We start from the raw sequence: 23,111 nt of genomic DNA, 5'->3' as shown, positions 1-23,111 counted from the left end.
AGACTAAAGACATAGTAAGCGAGTTATTAACGCCGTATAGAGTGTTTATTTAAGATAAAATAATTTTCGATATAAAACTACTAAGAATTTAGTAAAACAAAGATACTTTTGCCAGCATCTTGATTCTTTAAAAGAATGTTCGACAGTAAAGGCATAGATTAGGTAGTTAACAGGATAGACTAAGCAAGTTTATAGGTAAACAGTGGTTATTCATTTTGAAACATCGGTATTTCAGAAGAATCTTTTTATTTCGATGGCTAACAGTTCGAAGTACCGAAATTTACAGCGACTCTAATCGGAATCGTTAGCTGGTTATTTTATGGGATATTTGTAATGAGCGAATTAATTACCATTTTATTTGGAACTCCAATTATATTTATTGCCATGAGTATTAAAATAATTTATGATTACCTTGAAATTGCACAATAAAAAAAGAGTGCTAGTTATATTTTATAACTAGCACTCTTTTTTTATAAATGTTTTACTTTTCGATTGTGGGTACTGCGAACTAAGAATTCAGCAAGGCTCTACACACTTCCCTATAGATACGACAATTTTTAGGGACTCTTGGCGAAGAACCAATGAATACTTGTAAGAATAAATACAAATAAATAGGCGAAAAACTGTTTTTAGTTATATAAAAATTACATAACTAAAAACAATAGTATTGAAGTATTGAAGTATTGAAGTATTGAAGTACTGTAATACTAATTATCAAGTGTTTAAAATTAAAATTCATCTTCCAAAATTAAATTCCCGGCATCATTATCTTTCGTCAATCTTTGCTTCAGATAATTTTCTTTCGTAGTCCGATCATTTTTATGACCGACTGCAGCTGCGATGACATGAGGTGGTAATCCTTTGTAATCATACAAGTACTGTACATAAAAATGTCTAAAGAAGTGGGGAGTAATTCGGATGTTCTCTGTAAAGGGTAACTGAGTATCCTTAATAATTTTAGAAATATATTGTGACAAGTAATTCTCTCTATAAGCTGTATGGTTCTTAGTTTGAAATACCGTTCCACCATTTGTATTCCCAATGTCTATAGGTAATCTTCTTCGAATTCGAAACGCGGCAATACGATTAAAAATCTCCTTATTAATAGAAACAATCCGTTCATTATCTCCCTTTGTATCAACCGTTAAATAGTATCGTCCTCTTATAGCGTCATACTCAAGATCTTCCCACTTTGCATGGGCCACCTCTGCAACACGTAACCCTGTAGTAGCAAGTATCGACAATAACGCATAGTTAATTTCATTATCCTTGTAGTAGTTTAGTAACTGCTTCACTTCATCATATGACAATTCACGTTTGGGTTTATGTTGTTTATTTACCGTCGTGCTTAGAATCTCCACATGAAGGGGTTCTTGGATATATTGAATCTCATATAACCATCTTAGGTAGGAGCGAATAACTCCGAGTTTCCGACTAATAGTAGATGGCTTATATCCTTCTTTGGACTGATTGGAAATTGCCTCCTGGGACAACCATTTTTGATAGTTACGGATATGGCGTTTTCTTAGATTCCTCCAGACTTGGCCAAATTTATAATCTTTTACATCTTGCTGCAGAAATTCTGTACTTTGTTTGATAAAGAAGTAAAACTGACTCAGATCACGAGCGTATAGAGTTCTTGATTCATCTTTTATACGCTTCTCCTGGTCAAAATGTGTTTGCCGGTTCAAGTAATAGTACAGTATCTCTTCATCTGAAAATCCCTCGTATGTATAAGTATTTTTTCTTTCGTTATTTTCCTTTTTAAATTCAGCTTGATCTATATAATCATGATTCCATACTGCAATTATGTTTGTGAAATTTTGTTTTTGTTTCTCTATATTTTCTAAAGAAGTTTCATTATGAATCGTATTCAATTCAAATTTCATTATTCTTCAACCCCTTATTAATTACCTTTATATCTATTATTATAACTGAAATACAATCAAAATTATTTACATAGTAAATTTAATTTTGCTAAAAATGAAAGTGAAGAATAACTATAGAAAATGTTCTATTTTCTATGGTTATTATCTAATTATTTTTTTAAAATTATCTTTTATATAATTTCTAATTATATAAAAGATAATTTAATTAGAAAGTGAATTTTAATTTCGTATGATTTTAAAAATAAATTAAGTTATGATTGTGTTATAATTAAATTCACATTATATATTTTTATCAATTTAACTTTACATAATAAAATTATTGATTTCACATAACAGAAGTTTACACATAGGAGGAAAAGGTATGTTTGAAAGACAGGAAATAAATATGAATACGAATGAAGTAAAAGCTTATTTAGGAATTAGTAGCTTCATTTTTAGTACTCTTATGAAACAAGGACAATTAAATCCAATTAATCGAGAGACCTGGCGTTTAGATGGTAGCTTTTTATTTAAGCGAGAGGACATAAAAAAGCTCAAAGAAGATCGTGAAACAGAAGGAATTACCTTATATCAAGCAGCAAAAGATTATAATGTGAGCATGTATCAACTTGAAAAGTGGATAGAAGAAGGAGTATTGACTTGCACTATACAGAAACATCGTAATCGTGAGACTAAATTTGTAAATGAGGAAGAAATACACGGATTGGTACAGCAATTGGATCAGGCCAATACGCTGTATACATTCTCACAAAAATATAATGTAGTATTGTTCCAAAAATTTATGGAAGGTAATAAATTAGCACGCATTATATCCATTCCGAAGCGCGGAGATATTGTGCTTATTGACGAGTTTGGAAACAATATGACACTAGAAGTTTCAATTAAAATGGGATATAAGCCTGCATATATTTTATCCGATAAACCAAGAAGTCATCACCAAAAGTTTGTAAAGTTTCGTTTTCCTAAATCAAATCAATTGCGAAGTAACATTTTTCACTTAATTGACTTAATACTACAGTATGTATCACCAAGAAATATTAAGGTTTCTGAGGAAGATGGTTTTTGGTACTTTGATGTTCGTCAATCCATTATTCAATTACCAATGCAAATGCAGGTAGAATGGATTGATTGTTTAACCCCATATATAATAGAAGGAAAATTAACAAGACGTGTTAATAATAGTGTGTATTTAGATAGCAGTAGTGTTACTAAAGCAGTAACGATAACAAGCAGTGAATACCATGCAATCACAAACATTGTAAAAGAAACGAACAGTTCTATTGAAGAATTTATTGCATCCGCTATTCGTGAAAAGATTTATGATTATCAAGCGTCAGACAACTAAATTATAAAAATAAAGAAAAGACGCTTTAAAGCGTCTTTTCTTTCAGAGTGTTGGGAAATCTTTTTTGATTTTAGCGAAAGAAAACAATATAAAATAATAGAATTTAGAAAAATAGCCCTCCACCAGACCCCTTTTGGTTAGATGGAGAGCTATTTTTTCATGTTTTGATAAGCTGCGATGAGACACGCTTGCATTTGGACAGACTTCAGCCCTCGAAACCGCGCGTATCGATAGCCATTTAGTTCTTTGGCGTCCGCAAAGCTTCGCTCTATAGTCGAGCAGCGTACCTTGTATAGTTTTTTATCTGTACTTGTTAATTTGTTTTTTCTGGCAATATCTTTATATTCCTCCCAAATATGATGTGTAATAACTTTCTGTTTTTGTTTTTTTGAAAAACATTTATCACGCAATGAACAAACTACACAATCTGTTGGATCAGACTTATATTGACGATAGCCTTCTCTATCGGTTCTCGCATACTCTAAAATAGATCCCATCGGACAAGCAAATACATTTGTTTCTTCTACATATTTAAATTTGCTTTTTGGTACTTCTTTATTTCGATTTCCAAATCGGCGATACCCCATCAACTTAAGAAATTTTAGTATCCTCAAATACAAAAACGTTATCTTTTCTAAATAAGCTAAATTAGAAAGGATGACGTTTTTTATGAATCTCTCAATTCAAGATGAATTACAACTATTTTCTGAAGAATTACATCAATATCTTACGCCTTCATTTTTAGAATGACTTGCTAGAGAACTAGACTTTGTACAACGAAAGCGTAAGTTTTCGGGCCACGATTTAGCCACTATCTGTGTTTGGATTAGTCAACGAGTAGCGAGTAATTCTTTAGTTAGACTATGCGGTCAACTTCATGCAGCAACAGGAACTTTTATTAATCCGGAAGGACTCAATAAAAGTTTCTATAAAAAAGCTGTTTGCTTTTTAAAACATATTTTCTCTTTATGATTAAAAAATAAAACTTGTGAACCATCAGTAATTCCAAGCTCTTCAATTGCTTATTTTCAACGAATTCGTATTTTAGATGCAACGATTTTCCAAGTGCCAAAACATTTAGCTAGTGTGTATCCTGGATCAGGTGGTTGTGCACAAACAGCGGGTATAAAAATTCAGTTAGAATATGATTTACATAGTGGACAGTCTTTAAATTCTCAAGTTGAACCAGGAAAAAATAATGATAAAACCTTTGGAACAGAGTGTTTAGCAACATTACATCCTAAATTCCTCCATCCATAAATCATTGTGAGAAAGGATGTTTCTATAACAAGGAGCTGATAGAACGTTAGAAATATTAGAATTTTAAAAAAATATGTAATTTTGCATTTATAATAACAAGATAATGTTTTTTCTGTATAATTCCTTAATAAGATACATCTTTATTATACGTAGTATTGAGAGGAGAAATAAAAATGAAAAAATCCGTCGTTACATTACTAGCAACTGGAATGGTTTTAGGTGCTCCATTTTCAAGTGCCTTTGCAGCAGAACAAGTATCGCAGCAAGAAGCTTTGGACAAAATGGAAGTCGTTCAAAAAAAGTGGAATGATGAACAAGGAAATCCATCTTTCCTTTCAGGAAAATTATCTGGTAAAAAAGTAGACTCAGAAAAGGCGGTAAAATCGTTCCTTGAAGAAAATAAAGAATTATTTAAAATCAACCCACAAACTGACTTAACACTGAAAGAAATAAAGTCAGATGATTTAGGAATGAAACATTATGTGTACATTCAATCTATTAATAAAGTTCCAGTTGATGGTGCACGTTTCATTGTTCATACAGATCGTGATGGCAAAGTAACAACGGTAAACGGAGACGTACATCCCGCTGCCGCTGAACGTTTGAAAGGAAATACAAAGGCAAAGATTTCAAATGAAACTGCCCTTTCAAATGCATGGAAACATATTAATCTAGCAAAAAAAGATACATTTGTAGAAACAAATGGGACTCCGTTAGAACAAATGAAAGAAACCGTAAAATCTACAAATGAAAAGGCAGATTTAGTTGTTTATGAAAAAGACGGGAATTATTACTTAACTTATAAAGTACAATTACAATTCATTAAACCTTATGGAGCAAACTGGAAAATCTATGTAAACGCAGAAGATGGAACAATTGTAAATTCATATAATGCAGTTACAGATGCAGATACTCCGCAAAAAGGCTATGGCAACGGCGTATTAGGGGATCGAAAAAGCCTGAATACAACTTATAGCAGTCAATATGGAAAATACTATTTAAAAGACACAACAAAGCCGATGAATGGTGGCGTTATTGAGACAACTACAACTAATCATGGCACTGATTGGCAAAATCCAGATAATTACGCTCTATTCGATAAAGATAATGCTTGGATAGATAAGAGCCAAGCTCCTGCAGTTGATGCTCATTTTAATGCAGGAAAAGTATATGATTATTATAAAAATGTTCATAACCGTAACAGTTTTGATGGAAAAGGTGCAACGATTCGTTCTGGAATCAATTTCGGAACCAACTACAATAATGCATTCTGGAATGGACAACAAATGGTTTATGGTGATGGCGATGGTGTTGAATTCGCACCGCTTTCAGGTTCGCTTGATGTTGTTGCACACGAACTAACACATGCGGTAACTGAAAAGTCAGCTGAGCTTGAATACCTAAATCAATCCGGGGCACTAAATGAATCTTTTTCTGATGTATTTGGATATTTCGTTGATCCAGCCAACTGGGATTTAGGAGAAGCTGTAACTACGCCAAAAGTTGCAGGAGATGCACTTCGCAGCTTATCAAATCCTGAAAAGTATGGCCAACCTGCTCATATGAATGACTATCAATATTTACCACCAACAGAAGAAGGAGACAATGGCGGCGTACATATCAATAGCGGTATTCCAAATAAAGCTGCTTATTTAACAATCAATGCTATTGGTAAGGAAAAAGCAGAAAAAATCTACTACCGTGCTTTAACAACGTACTTAACACCAACAAGTGATTTCAGCAAAGCACGTGCTGCTTTATTACAATCTGTTGCTGATTACGATGGCGTTAATAGCGCGACATATCAAGCTGTACAAAAAGCTTGGAATGACGTAGGAGTAAAATAATAGTTTCATTGATAGAAAAGTGTAAAAGAACACGCTTGCTAGGAGTATCTGACGAGCGTGTCCTTTTTTTACTGTATTTTTTATCGTATACTTTATTTTTCTCTTCACGAGCTAAATCGATTACAACATCTTTTCCATCAATATCTTTTGATAGGGGTCACCATACATGCCCATCAACTTAAGAACGGAAACAAAATGAACTTTCGTTCAAATAAACTAAAAAACTCTTAAAATACTATTTACCCATTAAAAATGAGCACGCTAAATACACCTAGTTAGGTATTATTTTTAAAAATTATGCAGCTTTCTTTCGTTTTGAAAATTAACTATACTCATAGACAACACTAAAACGGCCATCTTATGCTTCTTGCTACAAAAGTAATGACAATATTAGATTTTCGAAATGAAAAATAAGAGAAATTTAGTATACTTGTTATATTGAATTTCTCTTATTTTATTTTTTATTATGAAATAAATTCGTTTAGCTAATTAAAACTTAGAAGAGAAGAAACGATAGAAAAATTACAAGAAATGACGAGTAAATTTAAAGTATAATAACATCAAATAAGCAAGGTTAGACTTATAATAACAGCTTATTTATTTTTTATTTACGAAAGATAGCGTAGAAGAACTAGGGGAGTCAATGAAGAGATGAAAAAAAAGAAAAAACTATTGAATTTATGGAAAACAATCACATTATTAGTGTGTACAGTTGTAATTGTTTCTTTACTCGTAACAGACATTTTAATTAGCCATAATGTTGAACGAGCGACAGAAGATAACCAAGAAGAGAAGGCAAAAACGATTGCACGTATTGTGGCGAATGATTCTATTGTAATTGATGGGTTGACGGGGAAGGTAGATACCTCCTTGATTCAGGTATATACAAATAAGCTATTAAAGAGTACAGATGTTCAATTTATTGTAGTTATGGATATGAATGGAATACGAAAATCTCATCCAGACCCTCAAAAAATAGGGCATCATTTTCTTGGAGGCGATGAAGGACCTGTATTGAAGGGAAAGGAACACGTCTCGTTAGCAGAAGGAACTTTAGGGATTTCTATGCGAGTATTCGTGCCTATTTTTGCTGACACAGGTGAGCAACTTGGTGCGGTCGCTGTTGGAATTTCAGCTGATAATATAAAAGAGAGGGTGAAAGAAAGTAGACATATTATTTATATCGGTGTTGGTGTTGGAATATTAGTTGGAATTATAGGAGCGATATTGCTAGCTAGACATATAAAGAAAAGTTTATTTGGTCTTGAGCCGCATAGAATAGCGAAAATTCTTGAAGAAAGAAATACGATGCTACAATCTGTAAAAGAAGGTATTATTGCTGTAGATAAAGAGGCGAGAATAACTTTAATTAATAGTGAAGCAAAACGAATATTAAAGAAAGGTGGACTTACAGAAGATTTTATCGGTAAAGATATTGAATTGTATACGCCGAATTCACGTATGAAAGAAGTGTTGCAAACAGGCGAGGTACAATTAAACGAAGAACTAAATTTTTATGGGGTTACGATTGTTACTAATCGGGTTCCTTTATATGTAAAAGGAGAAATAGTTGGCGTGATTGCAACATTTCGTGATAAAACAGAGATTAGAAAACTAGCAGAGGAACTAACTGGTATTAAGTTATATGCAGAAGCATTACGGGCACAATCTCATGAATTTATGAATAAAATGCATGTCGTATTAGGGTTAACACATATGAAACAGTATGAAGAATTGCAGAAATATGTAAGTAGTATGGTATCAGAGCATCAATATGAAATTGGGGGGATTATGAAAAAAATTCAAAGCCCAGTATTTGCTGGATTTTTACTAGGTAAACTTAGTTATGCTAGAGAGAAAAATATAAAGTTAATTATAAAAGAAGATTCTTACTTACCAGAAATATATGATGAACGTATCATTCATGAAATGATCACCATTGTCGGAAATTTGATTAATAATGCATTAGACGCAGTGATGAATTGTGAGAAGAAGCAGGTTGAAGTTGGAATACAAGATGGGGATACATTAATCATTACAGTACAAGATACAGGGAAAGGTATACAAGAGGATGAAATTGATGCATTATTTATAAAAGGTTATTCCACAAAGGGTGATAATCGGGGGTATGGTTTGCATCTTGTAAAGGAAAGCATACAGCGAATAAATGGGGAAATTTATGTTCATTCATTGTTAGGAACGGGAACGACAATAACGATTGAAATACCTAAAAGTAGGGATGAGAGATAAGATGATCAAAGTTTTGATTGTAGAAGATGATCCGATGGTGGCAATGTTAAATACACATTATTTAGAGCAAGTGGGAGGGTTTGAACTTGTCCATGCAGTTAAATCAGTTAAAGAAGCGATAGAAGTATTAGAGAAATCACGAGTAGATTTAGTATTACTTGATATTTTTATGCCTGAAGAGACCGGGTTTGAGCTTTTAATGCATATTCGGAATCAAGAAAAAGAAATCGATATTATGATGATTTCAGCTGTACATGATATGGGGAGTATCAAAAAAGCATTACAATATGGCGTAGTAGATTATTTAATTAAACCATTTACATTTGAACGATTTAAAGAGGCATTAACTGTATATCGAGAAAAACTTACTTTTATGAAAGAACAACCAAAAATTAGTCAATCGGAATTAGATTCGTTAATTTTACAAAAAGAAAAAAGAGCACCCGCTGTCACTAAAGAGCTTCCGAAGGGATTAACGAAGCAAACGTTGCAACTAATTTGGCAGAAAATCGAGTCGCTTAATGGACAAGCGTTTACAACAGATGAAATGGCGAAATTAGCAGGGGTTTCGAGAGTTTCTATTCGAAAGTATGTAATGTTTTTGACTGAAATCGAAGTATTAGAGAATGAAATGGTGTATCAAAATGTGGGAAGACCAGTGAGTAAATTGAGATGTATTGACCAAAATAAAATAGATTTTTACGTATAAGCGACTTATTATAAGTCGCTTATATTTTTTAAATTACAAAAGTAATTATAAAACTTACAAAAACTATTTTTACTCTTGAAAGCATTTTAATATTATTGTTCAGATGAATTAAAGGAAGTAGAAATGCAAGCAAAAAAGAGAATAAGGGGGACTGGAGCATACCGGATTATGTTGATGGAATAAAACACAAATTAAATCGAAAAGATGCTGCAGCATAAATTCTGCAAAACTAGAATATTAATAATTTCATTCATCAAATTATTAATATAATAAAAATATATTATTTCACAAGGAGATGTTTAGTTTGTTGAATTATGAAAAAAACGCAGAAGTTTTAAAAGCATTAGCTCATCCAATACGAATTAAAATTTTGAAAGAATTAATTACAAGAGGGGCATGTAATGTAACTCAAATTGTAGATATTCTTGGTATCCCACAATCTACTGTTTCGCAGCATTTATCGAAGATGAAATCTCAAAAATTAATTATGAATGATAGAAAAGGATTAGAGGTTTACTATAGTGCTCAAAACAAAACTATTAATTCCATTGTCGAAATATTATTAGATTAGAAACTATTAATTGTAAGTGAAAATTAGTAATCTTTGCACCAGAACCTCTTAAGTCAACCAAGGATTCTTGGCGAGTCGATGAGACGTATGTGAAAGTTAAAGGTCAATGGATGTACCTATATCGTGCTGTTGATTCAAAAGGAAATACAATTGATTTTCATGTTTCAAATCCTCATGTTATAACCGTCGATAAAAATCCTGCTTTTCCTAATTCACTAAGTGCTCAATAAGCTGGTTGTCCACTGTTGCGGGTAAATCGTTTGAGAACCGCCTCCGTTTCAGCTGTACCAAGCCGTAAGGATGTAGCATACTTAATCATTTGATCACATTGTTGTTCAATTAAATTCCAATTGATTGGTCGAGTTAAAACTGGTTGCAAGTTGGAATTTGAGTCTTGCATACCTACATCTGAACGATACAATTTTTGTGCATGAATAGCTTTGAACCTTGGAATCATTTGGAAGCCTAGCAAATGACAAAAAGCAACTTCACTTTGTCCATGTGTATCTACATAATTCTTCTCTACTTCCATATTTGTACAATGCCGCAGCAATCCTTCAATCATAGTATGTCCAAGTTTTATAGACTTTTTGCAACAGAACCCTTTAATTAGTGGTTTAGGAGAAAACGAGTGACTTACGATAGATTCAATAAAATAAAGGGAATGGATGTAAATTAATAGTTAAAAGTTTACATTGTAATAAGGAAGAATTCTAAAATATAAATAAGAACTGTTCGTGTTTTAATTAACAATTAAAATTATGTAAAAAAATTTGATTAACCTGTCAACCAAATTGAAAGTTAATCGTTATAAATATAGTAGGAGGGAAAAGATGCGAGATGATGTTTTTCAAAAACGATTAAAGCAGTACCTAGCTTTTATTTTTAACTATTTATTAAAACTTGGAATATCTAGAGAGGATGCAGAAGATATTGTACAAGAAACAGCTTTAAAATATATTCAAAACTTAGAAGGTATTCCACCTGAAAAAGTAAAAAGTTGGCTGTTTAGAGTAGCTATAAACAGAAGTTATGATATTTTGAGAAGGGAAAAAAGAAAAGATAAGTTTTTAATTGAATTATGTATCTTAGAAAATCTTGAACCTGATTTACCTGAGGATTGTCTATTACAGGAAGAACAGAGTGGTGAAATACAAAAAACATTAGATTTGCTTCCTAAAAGGTATAGAGAATTTTTAATTCTAAAATATGTAGTAGGATTACGGTATGAAGATATATCCATTTTATTTGAAGTTACTACTGGGACTGTTAAAACAACGGTATTTCGAGCCAAACAACTTTTTATTGATATATATAGGAGGGAACAAAATGAACATAAAGAATGATGAGAATCAATCTGAACTTTTTTTAGATGATAAGGAATTCGAAAAAACAATGCATAAAGGTAGAAGAAAAGCGATTATAAAAAATGTAGTTATTACGGGAAGTATACTAATTGCATTATATAGTGGACTGACTATAGGGAACAATTATTGGTTATCTGAGCGTCTGACAAAGGAAGATAATGCTACAGGAGTATGGTTATCTATTACTGAACCTAATATTGAGCACAATGCATCATTTTATAATTGGAATTCTTTTTCCGTTGACACAACTCACACTTATTCGAAAAAAATAGGAGAGCGTATCATACCTTGGGAATCGTCAACAGGACATTATAATCTTATTCGTTCAGAAAAAGAACCTTCTAATTGGATAAATCATTATAACGAAAAAAGAAAAGGCTGGGAAATTTATAACAGTCAGAATGGACAAAGAGAGCTTATTTTTTATCATCCGAAAGTTCAATATAAACAAGTTCCTAATGACTTGAATTTACTTGATGACATAGGATCAAATAAATATGTTGAATATGCGCTATCTTTTGATCGCCCTTATTCAATTAGTGAGGTTCAAAAACTTTTAGATAAACAAAATACAGAATGGCTTTGGATAGACACAGAATCAGATGAAGAGATACATAGTATCAATCAGCAAGAGCTTAAAGAAGAAGTGGGATCTTTTAATCGTGGAAATATATATGGTTATCCGTATAATTCACAAAACGACTGGCAATCTCCTGAATTTTTTATAGATACATTAAAATCCCCTGAGTTTTATGGAGAATATGCTGATAAAGCAAAAGAAATATTAACAAAATTAAAAAAGGATAATCCTACATTAAACCCAGAAAAGGTGAAGATTGTTGGAGCAGTAGTAACTGGTACTCCTGATGAATTAAAGAAATATCAAAATAAAGAATTCATTAAATCTTCTTCTCTCGGGGCCACAATAGACAAATATTAATGATTAGATTTATATTTCGGAAGTAGAATGAAAGGTTCTGGTGCGAGAACTATAATACATTGTAAAAAAGAATAGGAGGTTCCTAATAGAATCTTCTATCAAACAGTTAACGCGAGCAGTTTCTTGATGAAGATATTCTGATTTTGGACAGACTGATTCTATAAATCAACTTGTCCTTTTTCGATAGACCATTTTCGTGTAGTTTGAAGTTTTTGCACCAGAACCCAAGATTGTATGATATAGGAACTCCTCTACTAGAGAACAGGAACTTTGGTTCACTTGAGATATAAAAGAAACTTATAACACTGGAAATTTCATAGAACGTTTTAATAATTTTAATAGTGTCTTTTTAAATAATTAGAAGGAGACGAGTAAGGAAGGTGATTAATATTGTTATTTTATATAGGATTGATAGTTGGAAAGTTAGCAGGATATAGTAGTAAAAAATTGGGTTTTAATGGATCTAACATTCCAGGGAAAATTCTGAATTACTTATATAAGAATGCATTACAAAAATTAGCGACACAGGTGGAAACCGTGGTTTTGATTACCGGTACAAATGGAAAAACAACAACTTGTAATTTAGTTTCCTCCATTTTTAAGTCCAATAAAAGTGAATATATCAGTAATATAGAAGGATCTAACTTATTAGAGGGAATTACCTCTGCTTTTATAAAAAAAAGTAATATACGCGGGAAAATACAAGGCGTGAAAGTAGCAGTTCTCGAAGTCGATGAATTGACAATGACCGAAGTTCTGAAACAAATACAGCCTCAATTGATCGTTGTAACAAATATCTTTCGAGATCAGCTGGATCGTTATGGAGAAATCAATACGCTGATTTCAAAAGTACAAACCGCTATTCATTCTAGCGATGCTCACTTGCTATTAAATGGTGATGATCCATATAGTAGACATTTTACTAAAGAAAAGCATAAAACCATGTATTTTGGTTTAAAGAAAAATGTAGGGAATTTTCATAAAAGTAATATTAGAGATGCCGTCTATTGTTGTTGTGGCCGGCTATTGAAATATATATATACTCACTATGGACACCTTGGAAAATATTATTGTTCGTGCTCCATGAGTAGTCCCGTATTAGATGTTGAGGTTACTTCAATTCAATCACAAAATAACTTAACGATTACTATACAAAATCAATCCTATACTTCCAATTTGAAGGGTGAATACAATGCATATAATATGCTAACGGCTATAAAAACTGGAGAATTTTTAGGTTTTAGTTATGAGCAAATTCACAAAGGATTAAGAGAATATCACACGAGCAATGGACGTATGCAACAGTTTCTCATTGCACAAAATATATACCATCTAAACTTAGCTAAAAATCCACAAGGGATGAACTGCACGATAGATTATTGCATACAAAATAAAAACATTACACAATATGTTTTTATATTAAATGACTTGCTTGCTGATGGGAAAGATATCTCTTGGATTTGGGATGTAGATTATGAACTATTAGCAAACTCCAATGTAAGCCATATAATTTGTGCAGGAACACGTGCCCATGACCTTGCAGTGCGTTTAAAATACGCGGGGATTTCTGTGAATAGGATAAAAGTTATCTCAAATATTTCTGCTGCCATACAGAATAGCATTGCAGCAGGGAATGAAACGTCCGTAATTAGTAATTACACAGGGTTAAATACTGCCCGGCAATATTTAAGCACTAAGGGAACGGCGTCCCCATCATAAATAAGATGGTATCTATATACGTTTGGTTTAATAATTTAACGAATTCCCTGAAAGCATTCTCCTTCTTCAAGCGTGTGAAGGGCGTAGCCCAACGGTAGGTGGGAGATGAATTTCGATTTGGCGTAGCCAAAAGGCTTTGCTCTTTATTTCGCCCCTGATATAATCCGTCTTATAAGGTATAAAGGTTGGTATATCAATGAAATTAGATAGTAATAATCATTCTGTATTTTTGTTGTATTATCATCTTGTGTTGGTCGTAAAATTCAGAAGAAAAGCGTTTGATGATGATATGTCAGACTATGCAAAAGACATGTGTGTGCGATTATCTGAAAACTATAACATCATATTAGTTGAATGGAATCATGATGTAGACCATGTTCATATTTTGTTCAAGGCACATCCTAATACAGAAATGACAAAATTCATCAATGCTTATAAGAGTTCAAGTTCTCGACTAATCAAGAGAGACTTTCCGCAAGTGAAAAAGAAACTTTGGAAAGAGATGTTTTGGTCAAGAAGTTTTTGCTTACTAACTACTGGTGGTTCGCCAATAGACGTAGTAAAGAAATATATTGAAAATCAAGGTGAAATGTGAGGTGAAATGATATGACAAAGCATAATAAAGCATATAAATTCCGTTTGTATCCAACAGAAGAACAAGCATATCTTATGCGTAAAACCTTCGGTTGTGTACGTTTCGTGTATAACAGAATGTTAGCTGAACGGAAAGAAGCGTACGAAAAATACAAAGATGATAAGGAACAACTAAAGAAACAAAAGCTTCCAACTCCTGCGAAATACAAAGCAGAATTTGAGTGGTTAAAAGAAGTTGATTCATTAGCTTTGGCAAATGCTCAACTAAACTTGCAAACTGCCTATAAGAATTTCTTTAGTGGTCAAAATGACTTTCCTACATTCAAAAGCAAAAAAGATAGAAAATCATATACAACGAATGTAGTAAACGGAAATATTATGTTGCTTAATGGTCATATCAAATTGCCAAAATTGAAAATGGTACGTATCAAACAGCATAGAGAAATACCACAAGACCATATTATCAAGTCATGTACTATTTCTATGACACCTACTGGTAAATACTATGTGTCCATCTTGACAGAATACGAAAAAGAGATTTTACAAAAAGAAGTAGAAACAGTTGTTGGATTAGACTTTGCAATGGATCGATTATACGTTAGTTCTGAGGATGAGAAAGCCAATTATCCTAAGTTTTATCGTAAAATGTTAGACCAATTAGCAAAGGTACAACGAGTATTAGCAAGACGTTCTAAAGGCTCAGAACGTTGGAACAAACAACGTATTCGTGTAGCGAAATTACATGAAAAAGTAGCGAACCAACGAAAGAATTTTCTTCATCATAAGTCTAAAGAGTTAGCTATTAATTTTGATGTTGTAGCTATTGAAGACCTAAACATGAAAGGGATATCGCAATCACTTAATTTTGGAAAAAGTGTTGCTGACAATGGTTGGGGTATGTTCACTTCTTTTTTAGCTTATAAACTACAAGAACAAGGCAAACAACTTGTGAAAATAGACAAATGGTTTCCTTCCACAAAAACATGTAGCAATTGTGGAATTGTGAAAGATATATCATTGTCTGAACGAGTATATTCTTGTATATGTGGTATAAATCTCGATAGAGATTATAACTCAGCTATCAATATCAAAAATGAAGCAATACGTCTATTAGCGTTAGCATAAATAGCAATAAAATAACCTTTGGAACAAGGGAGTTAGCTCGGCTGTCTTAGGACTAATTCGTTAGCTATCAAAAGTAATGACTAACCGAGAAGCCCCCACGTCAAACATTCTGTTAGGACGTTAAGTGGCGGGTAGTTCACCTGAGCGTATATAGATTTCAAATACACCGAATAGAGAGTTGACACTAAAAATAAAGATATAAATTGGGTACTTTCCTTAGAATTTATATATAAGGCCCGATTACGTTTTTAACATCTGGAGGTACTATGAAAAAATTGATTATCTATCATTACTTCCCCAATACGCTTAATTTATATGGCGATCGCGGGAATGTAACCATTCTACAAAAGCAATTAGAATGGAGAGGAATAGAAGCCGATATTCATTATGTGGAACAAGTAAAAGATTATCCTGTATCTCAGGCTGATCTAATCTTTATTGGGGGAGGGAGTGACAATGAACAACAAATAGTTCAAGAACAATTGCTTTCAATTCGAAAAGAATTGAAAGCAGCAATAGAGGATGGTTTAGCAGCACTTTGTATTTGTGGAGGATATCAACTATTAGGAGATTATTATGAAACTGCAAACAGTGATATCATACAAGGCCTAGGAATATTACCGTTTTATACATCATGTAAGGACACGGGTTCAGTGGGTCGATTAGTAGGGAATGTAAGAGTACAATCTGAAAAATTCGGAAGAATAGTGGGTTTTGAAAATCATAGTGGCCAAACATTCCATTCTTTTGACTGTCTCGGTCAAGTTCTACAGGGATATGGGAATAATGTAACAGAAAAAAAGGAAGGACTTCTGTACAAAAATCTGATAGGTACGTATTTACATGGGCCATTTTTAAGTAGTAATATTCATGTATCAGACTGGTTAATATTGCAAGCACTAAATAGAAAATATGGACTTACAGAATTAGAGACATTAGAATGTACTTTGGAAAAGACAGCATCCGATTTCTCATGGGATAAGAGGTAAGGTTCGGTTTGAGTGCAAATATAATCGAATTTGAAAAGAGAGCGACAGATGCTGTTAGGAATCCACTGTTATGCAATGAGACCGAAGAGCGTATTGATAAGTTGTATGTGATTTCGAACAGACTTCTCCCCTTGAAGAGTTTGTCCCTTCTTGATCATATTCATAGTTTCAATACCAGAAAACGTTGTTGACGCGGTTTGGAAAGGCTGAAATCCAAGGGTTCTGTTGCAAAGTTTAAAAAAAGTCGATATAACCGTTAATAGGGTTTAAGCAATTCCTATTAACGGTTGTAATTCCTGGTAAGCAAACAAAAACGGAGTCTTGCGAAAGACTTCGTTTTTGTTTGTAAAGTGGATGAAAGGACTCGCCCCCATCGTCATCAAGTTAAGAAATACATTCTTCCCCAAAACGATAAAAACGAGCTAAATTCTCATAAATAACTGTAGAGTCATAAAATTTTCGTTTTGGGGATATTTCAAATTCTAATTTTGATAAGTATGTGGTGCTACTCCATATCCATCAACTTAAGAATTTTATAACGCCCCCAAAACGAAAAAAACGAGTTGAATTCACATAAATAACTGTGGAAAAATTCAAAATTTTGTTTAGGGGGTACTTCAAGACCTTAGCTTGATGGGCATGTGTTGTGACTCCTAATATGTAAAATTGCATAGAATTACTAGTCAAGATTAGCATATAATGTAATAGAACTGCTCAGATTTTTTTCTTTAATCGTTAGATTCGAACCTAACGTCCTATCACATTTACAAAATGTGTAAACCTAGAAACTGTGGAAAGGCATCCGGAAGGATGTCTTTTTCTTTGGTTCTGATGCAAAAAACTTTGAAGTATATGAAAATGGTCTATCAAACTTGGACATACTGATAGTACTACTCTATAAAAGGTGTGTGATCAGTATGGAAAAGGAAAATATATTTAAATGGAAGCATTATCAGCCGGAATTAATTTTATTAACGGTAAGGTGGTGCCTACGGTACAATTTGAGCTTCCGTAACCTGGTTGGTGGAAATGATGGAGGAAAGAGGCTTATCCACAGCTCACACTACAATTATGCGATGGGTTCATCAATATGGACCTCAATTAGAAGAGAAAATACGGCATCATCTTAAATCAACAAACGATTCATGGAGAGTCGATGAATCCTTTATTAAAGTGAAAAGGCAATGGATGTATTTATATCGTGCCGTTGATTCAGAAGGGAATACCCTTGATTTTCATCTAAGTAAATCAAGGGATAAACAAGCAGCCAAGCGCTTTTTCAAGAAAGCCTTGGCTTTTTTGTACATTTCTAAACCTCGTGTGATAACAGTAGATAAAAACCCTGCCTATCCTGTAGCGATTCAAGCGTTGAAAGAAGAGAAACATATGCCCGAAGGCAAAAGATAAGGCAAGTCAGATATCTCAATAATATAGTGGAACAAGATCATCGTTTTATTAAGAAACGTGTGCGTCATATGTTAGGGTTTAAGTCATTTAAAACTGCAACTCCTATATTGAGTGGTGTTGAAGCCATGCATATGATAAAAAAGGGACAGATTGATTTACGGAGCCAGTCTGTCCAAAATCAAAAAGAGTTCATCCACCAAGTGTTTGGACTTATAGCATAAAATACAATTCCACTAAAAATATATGTGCTATATGCTCTTTTATTTTATCTTTGCACCAGAACCAAGAAACGTTAGGCTTACGCCTACTGACGGAAAACGATAAAGGTCCCTATATTTTTATATTCAGAAAGAATAAGATTTTACGGGCTTTCTATATAAGTTTATAATTATTTAGTTTACATAATCTTTATTATCGGCAGTTGTATAGATTTTCTGAGTTACGTTTCAAAAAGACAAGTAGTGATGTGTTATTGAGATGCAATTAGGGTATTTTAAAGTAACGTTAAATATGTTAGTTAATTATTTTTTACTATTTGCTGTGAAAGTCGCATTAGTTGCTAATGGCAATTTATCAGGCGTTTCTATCTTAGTTCCTTATCCTTATGGTACATTAGTTTCTATTTAAAAATAATTAACTATCTCAAAACAAAGAGTATTCTTTTATTTTGAGACGACAAAAAGAAAAACAGACATTTGACATCGTTGTTCAATTGTAACCTCTCCCCTACTTATCGGTAGACCATTAACGAAGATTAAACCACTAAGAAGTTGAAACTGCTAAGAAGTTAAGACTGTTAAGAAGTTAAGACCGTTAAGAAGTTAAGACTGCTAAGAAGTTAAGACTGCTAAGAAGTTAAACCGCTAAAAAAGCTTAAACCACTAAAAAATCTCAAACTGCTAAATCTTCAAACTGCTTTTTTATATAGAAACATATAAGTATAGCCTCTAATGGCAAAATTAGGTGAAATCTAAACACCTAAGGAAATGTAAACTGCCTTATATCACTAGCTTTTATCTTAGCTACAGAGAGTCAGAGACATATAGATATCAAACTGCAAAGGAGGGATGAATCGAAAATATATAGATGTCAAACATGAAAGGAGGAATGTAAGATGGAAAGAGAGTTAGTAAATATGTTGTTTGGTGTTGTGTTAGCGTACTGCTGTGCTGTGTATGTGTGGAATGACATCACTTCAAGGTTTTAACGATTAAATAGAAGGAGTCGTAACTTATGTTACGACTCCTCTCTGTTTGAGACGAGATAAACCTAAACTTATGATCATAATATTCATGAGTAAGGTCTTAAAATAAAAAAAGACGCTATGTATAGCGTCTTTTAAAAAAATCTTAGTTTTCAAATGGATTATTATTTTACATAAACTTTATCATTTGAATTTAGTGATTTAGAAAACTATTGTATAGGACCTAATAACCCCATAATTTCTTCAGCTTTAGGATTTTGGATGCTATAGTAAATTTCTAATCCCTGACGATTTCCCTTTAAAACCTTCCCTCTCATTTTTGATAAATGTTGGGATACTGTCGATTGTGGAATATTTAAAATTTCGGTCATTTGGGTTACATTTAGTGTTTTATGTTTAGAAAGCTCACTGATCAGTTTTAAACGCATTGGGTGTGCCATAACTTTTAAAAGCTCTACATCCTCTTCTAAAATCGTGTTATCTACATGATGGTTCGCAAATCTCGTCATAGTTTTTTCTCTCCCTTATTTGTTTTCTCTAATTTAGCGTAACTTCCGTATTACATAATATTAGTATGTTTGAATGTTTAATATGAATGAAATTACCTAAATTATACAATTTTAGTTTGTGTATGTAGTGGAGTTAATGTGTGGTTTGTATGAAGTTTTAAATTGTAAATATGCCATTTGAACACCTCACATTCACAGTAAACAAAAATAATTAAGTTTTTTAATCATTTACTTTTATAGGGATACGAATACATTGTCTCGAATAAAGAATTATGGGTTCTGGTGCAAATATATGAAGAAGAACATGGATGATAGTAGATTCCTAACGGAATCGTATTTTATGCTATAAGTCCAAACACTCGGTGGACGAACTCTTTCTGATTTTGGACAGACTGATTCTGTAAATCAATTTTTCCCTTTTTTATCATATGCATGGCTTCAACACCACCCAATATAGAAATTGCTGTTTTAAATGACTTGAATCCCAACATAGAACGCACACGTTTCTTAATAAAACGGTGATCTTGTTCCACTATATTATTGAGATATCTAACTTGCCTTAGTTGTATGCCTTCAGGCATATGTTTCTCTTCTTTCAACTCTTGAATCGCTACAGGATAGGCAAGGTTCTTATCTACTGTTATTACGCGAGGTTTAGAAACGTACGAAAAAGCCAAGGCTTTCTTGAAAAAGCGCTTGGCTGCTTGTTTATCTCTTGATTTACTTAGATAAAAATCAATTGTATTACCTTCTGAATCGACTGCACGATATAAATACATCCAATGCCCTTTTACTTTAATATAAGTTTCATCGACTCTCCACGAGTCATTTGTTGATTTAAGATGATGTCGTAATTTCTCTTCTAATTGAGGTCCATATTGATGAACCCAACGCATAATCGTTGTGTGAGCAATTGATAATCCCCTTTCCTCCATCATTTCCACCAGGTTACGAAAGCTCAAATTGTACCGTAGGTACCACCTTACTGTTAATAAGATTAGTTCAGGCTGATAATGCTTCCATTTGAACAAATTTTCCTTTTCCATACTGATCACACACCTTTTATAGATTAGTAATTGATGCTTAATTTGGAAATGGTAACTCGCGAAAAAATGTCGAATTTAACAGAAAATTGTATATTTTTGTTGTTTTATTTTTATTTTCATGCTAGACTTATAATTACAAAGAAAGAGTATACAAAAACCCTTAGCGATATAATTGTCTGAATTTTTAGTTTTATTTGTTGGTTTGCTTTACATCATTGACATGTGTGTATGCATTTTTTCCTCCACTCTTTCTTTGCTGTGCCCTTTAGAAAAAAACAACTTGTCCTTATCCAAGTTGTTTTTTTTCTGTAAAGATTTCATTTATTGTTTATGATAGTTGAGGTAGTAATTCAAAAAAGTACCTGTCAGGGACATAGTTTTTAAGGCGAGTTTTTGGAAAGCATTTTTATGAAAAATTGGCAGGAATCATTTAAAAATTAAAATAACCCCTCTTTTCTGTGTACCTCGACACATTTAATTTGTATAATATAAAAACTAAGAAAATTAAAAAAATAAATACATATGCATGTTTACATAAATAGGGGTGAGAGAATATGTACAAACTGACCGAGATTATTGACGTAAAAGAAATACAAACTATGGCAGAACACTTTTATCTTTTAACACAGATTTCACATCAGCTGCTTGATTGCAACGGAGGAATCATATTTCATTACGGCACACCGTCCTCTGATATACATTTACATACAAAAATTCATGTCCCTATTATATTCAATGAAAATACAATTGGTGATTTTGTGATTTTGTCGCCTAAAGATAGTATTGAATCTTGCACTATATACTTTAAATCCCTTGCAACGATTATAACGAATAAAGGAATGAATACATTACAGCAATTGCAGAAAGATCAATCTATCCCTGCTGAAAAATTATATACGATTTTACACAACATGCCCGTTATGGTTGATGCTTGTGATGAAGAAGGGAATATTGTCATATGGAACCGAGAGTGTGAACTTGTAACAGGTTATAGTGCCGCTGAAATTATTAACAATCCTTGCGCGTTAGAGCTACTTTATCCAGATGAAACGTATCGGAACCAGTTACTTCATGGATTTTCTGAACTCGGTAAAAACTTTCGTGATTGGGAAATGACACTTACTTGTAAAAACGGTGATGAAAAAACAATCCTGTGGTCAAACCTTTCAGAAGAATTCCCTGTTCCTGGATACAGTTACTGGGCAGTTGGTATTGATATTACGCATCGGAAACAGGTAGAAGAAAAACTTATAGAAAAATCTTCAGAGTTAGAATTAATTTTTAAAGCACTCCCAGACTTATGTTTTTTAACAAGACTTGACGGAGTAATCGTTGATTATAAAGCCGGCTGTCCATCAAGATTTTATGTACCTGTCGAACAATTTATGTATAAAAAATTTCAGGATGTGTTACCTTTAGATGTTGCCCTGCAGCTACAAGAAGCAATTGCAAGGGTACAGCAGAATAATTCCATAGAAATTGTAGAATACTCCTTGCTCATGCATAATAGTATTTACTTTTTTGAAGCACGATGTTTACCGCTATTAACAGATAAAGTGATGGTTATGGTTCGCGATATTACAGAGCGGAAAAAGACAGAGGAACTATTAAATAGATCAGATAAATTAGCTACTGTCGGTCAACTCGCTGCAGGGGTTGCACATGAAGTGCGAAACCCACTCACTGTTATTAAAGGATTTATACAATTATTAGAGATACAAATGAAACATGAATCAAAATATTTTCAACTCATGCTTTCTGAACTTGAGCACATTGAATCTATTATTCATGAATTTTTATCGATTGCTAAGCCTGAGATATGTTCTTTTGAACAAGAGAGCATCGATGTAATTTTAGAAAACGTTGTATCATTAATTAACACAAAGGCAATTATGACAAATATTCATGTCACATTCCAAACGGATCCTGACGTTGTATATATTGATTGTTGTAAAAAACAATTAAAACAAGTGTTTATCAATGTTTTACAAAATTCGATTGAAGCAATGCCACATGGGGGAGACATAATCATTACCACTAAGAAAATAAGTAACAATGAGGTCGAAATTTGTATTTCAGATGAGGGGATTGGTATTCCAGAAGAAAGAATTGCAAAACTTGCTGAACCTTTTTATAGTACGAAAGAAAAAGGAACAGGTCTCGGTTTAATGATTAGTTACAAAATTATTGAAAGTCATCAGGGCAGAATTTGTATAACAAGTAAAGTTGGAGTAGGAACCTCGGTGTACATTTATTTACCGCTTTTGCAAGATGTTTAAATACTGACTTAAATGAAATTATGGCATGTTATTTTGAGATTACATGTGTACAAGCGGCCTT

General features: G+C 32.8%; 15 protein-coding genes and 6 pseudogenes. 15 read left to right on the top strand and 6 right to left on the bottom strand.

From position 1 onward, the window contains the following. Positions 1-728: 728 nt before the first annotated feature. Positions 729-1,889 (bottom strand): tyrosine-type recombinase/integrase, encoded by a 1,161-nt coding sequence (locus NSQ47_RS26885; protein WP_341038747.1) that lies wholly within the window; start codon positions 1,887-1,889, stop codon positions 729-731. Between the two features lie 361 nt (positions 1,890-2,250). Between NSQ47_RS26885 and NSQ47_RS26880 the strand changes: the two genes are divergently transcribed. After that, positions 2,251-3,234, top strand: a complete 984-nt coding sequence (locus NSQ47_RS26880; protein WP_341038745.1) for a DNA-binding protein — start codon at positions 2,251-2,253, stop codon at positions 3,232-3,234. Positions 3,235-3,342: 108 nt separating this feature from the next. On the opposite strand, the pseudogene NSQ47_RS26875 reads toward NSQ47_RS26880, so the two are convergent. Beyond that, positions 3,343-3,824, bottom strand: a pseudogene (locus NSQ47_RS26875) (transposase); the annotation flags it as partial. A 79-nt stretch (positions 3,825-3,903) separates the two neighbouring features. On the opposite strand from NSQ47_RS26875, the pseudogene NSQ47_RS26870 reads away from it, so the two are divergent. The 6 genes and pseudogenes from NSQ47_RS26870 to NSQ47_RS26845 all read left to right on the top strand — a co-directional run. Further along, positions 3,904-4,476: pseudogene (locus tag NSQ47_RS26870) on the top strand (IS4 family transposase); the annotation flags it as partial. Positions 4,477-4,667: 191 nt separating this feature from the next. Further along, positions 4,668-6,341: a M4 family metallopeptidase gene (locus tag NSQ47_RS26865; RefSeq protein ID WP_341038742.1), complete on the top strand. Its 1,674-nt coding sequence runs from the start codon at positions 4,668-4,670 to the stop codon at positions 6,339-6,341. Positions 6,342-6,992: 651 nt separating this feature from the next. After that, the gene (locus tag NSQ47_RS26860) at positions 6,993-8,591 is read left to right on the top strand and encodes a sensor histidine kinase (protein ID WP_341038740.1); all 1,599 of its coding nucleotides are present in this window, start codon (positions 6,993-6,995) and stop codon (positions 8,589-8,591) included. A 1-nt stretch (position 8,592) separates the two neighbouring features. Next, the gene (locus tag NSQ47_RS26855) at positions 8,593-9,300 is read left to right on the top strand and encodes a response regulator (protein ID WP_341038738.1); all 708 of its coding nucleotides are present in this window, start codon (positions 8,593-8,595) and stop codon (positions 9,298-9,300) included. Between the two features lie 304 nt (positions 9,301-9,604). After that, positions 9,605-9,871, top strand: coding sequence for an ArsR/SmtB family transcription factor (locus NSQ47_RS26850; RefSeq protein WP_002107101.1), 267 nt, complete (start codon positions 9,605-9,607; stop codon positions 9,869-9,871). 47 nt (positions 9,872-9,918) lie between these two features. Next, positions 9,919-10,080, top strand: a pseudogene (locus NSQ47_RS26845) (DDE-type integrase/transposase/recombinase); the annotation flags it as partial. A gap of 17 nt (positions 10,081-10,097) precedes the next feature. On the opposite strand, the pseudogene NSQ47_RS26840 reads toward NSQ47_RS26845, so the two are convergent. Then, a pseudogene (locus NSQ47_RS26840) lies at positions 10,098-10,436 on the bottom strand (Tn3 family transposase); the annotation flags it as partial. 268 nt (positions 10,437-10,704) lie between these two features. Between NSQ47_RS26840 and NSQ47_RS26835 the strand changes: the two are divergent. The 6 genes from NSQ47_RS26835 to NSQ47_RS26810 all read left to right on the top strand — a co-directional run bounded on the left by NSQ47_RS26835 (position 10,705) and on the right by NSQ47_RS26810 (position 16,605). Continuing rightward, positions 10,705-11,217 (top strand): RNA polymerase sigma factor, encoded by a 513-nt coding sequence (locus NSQ47_RS26835; protein ID WP_137077055.1) that lies wholly within the window; start codon positions 10,705-10,707, stop codon positions 11,215-11,217. Further along, complete coding sequence (locus NSQ47_RS26830) at positions 11,201-12,178, top strand: anti sigma factor C-terminal domain-containing protein (protein ID WP_098988911.1); 978 nt, start codon at positions 11,201-11,203, stop codon at positions 12,176-12,178. The genes NSQ47_RS26835 and NSQ47_RS26830 overlap by 17 nt, the downstream gene beginning before the upstream one ends. Positions 12,179-12,568: 390 nt before the next feature. Then, a complete protein-coding gene (locus tag NSQ47_RS26825; protein WP_002107096.1) occupies positions 12,569-13,897 on the top strand; it encodes a MurT ligase domain-containing protein in 1,329 nt (442 codons plus the stop codon). Positions 13,898-14,093: 196 nt separating this feature from the next. Further along, positions 14,094-14,492: an IS200/IS605 family transposase gene (gene tnpA / locus NSQ47_RS26820; RefSeq protein WP_002162328.1), complete on the top strand. Its 399-nt coding sequence runs from the start codon at positions 14,094-14,096 to the stop codon at positions 14,490-14,492. Positions 14,493-14,503: 11 nt separating this feature from the next. After that, complete coding sequence (locus NSQ47_RS26815; RefSeq protein WP_335471212.1) at positions 14,504-15,616, top strand: RNA-guided endonuclease TnpB family protein; 1,113 nt, start codon at positions 14,504-14,506, stop codon at positions 15,614-15,616. Between the two features lie 266 nt (positions 15,617-15,882). Continuing rightward, positions 15,883-16,605: a type 1 glutamine amidotransferase gene (locus NSQ47_RS26810; protein WP_002107093.1), complete on the top strand. Its 723-nt coding sequence runs from the start codon at positions 15,883-15,885 to the stop codon at positions 16,603-16,605. Between the two features lie 68 nt (positions 16,606-16,673). Here the strand turns inward: NSQ47_RS26810 and NSQ47_RS26805 are convergent. Beyond that, positions 16,674-16,784, bottom strand: a pseudogene (locus NSQ47_RS26805) (IS6 family transposase); the annotation flags it as partial. Between the two features lie 738 nt (positions 16,785-17,522). Between NSQ47_RS26805 and NSQ47_RS26800 the strand changes: the two are divergent. Then, positions 17,523-18,233 (top strand): annotated as a pseudogene (locus tag NSQ47_RS26800) (IS6 family transposase). A 1,192-nt stretch (positions 18,234-19,425) separates the two neighbouring features. Here the strand turns inward: NSQ47_RS26800 and NSQ47_RS26795 are convergent. Then, the gene (locus NSQ47_RS26795; RefSeq protein WP_000196513.1) at positions 19,426-19,725 is read right to left on the bottom strand and encodes an ArsR/SmtB family transcription factor; all 300 of its coding nucleotides are present in this window, start codon (positions 19,723-19,725) and stop codon (positions 19,426-19,428) included. Positions 19,726-20,063: 338 nt separating this feature from the next. After that, complete coding sequence (locus NSQ47_RS26790; protein ID WP_078181353.1) at positions 20,064-20,771, bottom strand: IS6 family transposase; 708 nt, start codon at positions 20,769-20,771, stop codon at positions 20,064-20,066. A gap of 554 nt (positions 20,772-21,325) precedes the next feature. Here NSQ47_RS26790 and NSQ47_RS26785 point away from each other — a divergent pair. After that, positions 21,326-23,050, top strand: a complete 1,725-nt coding sequence (locus NSQ47_RS26785; protein WP_341038729.1) for a PAS domain-containing sensor histidine kinase — start codon at positions 21,326-21,328, stop codon at positions 23,048-23,050. The last annotated feature ends 61 nt before the right edge of the window (positions 23,051-23,111 follow it).

The sequence above is a fragment of the Bacillus sp. FSL R10-2780 genome, from assembly GCF_038006125.1.
Classification (GTDB): Bacteria; Bacillota; Bacilli; order Bacillales; family Bacillaceae_G; genus Bacillus_A; species Bacillus_A cereus_U.
This window is presented reverse-complemented; position numbering and strand designations above follow the sequence as displayed.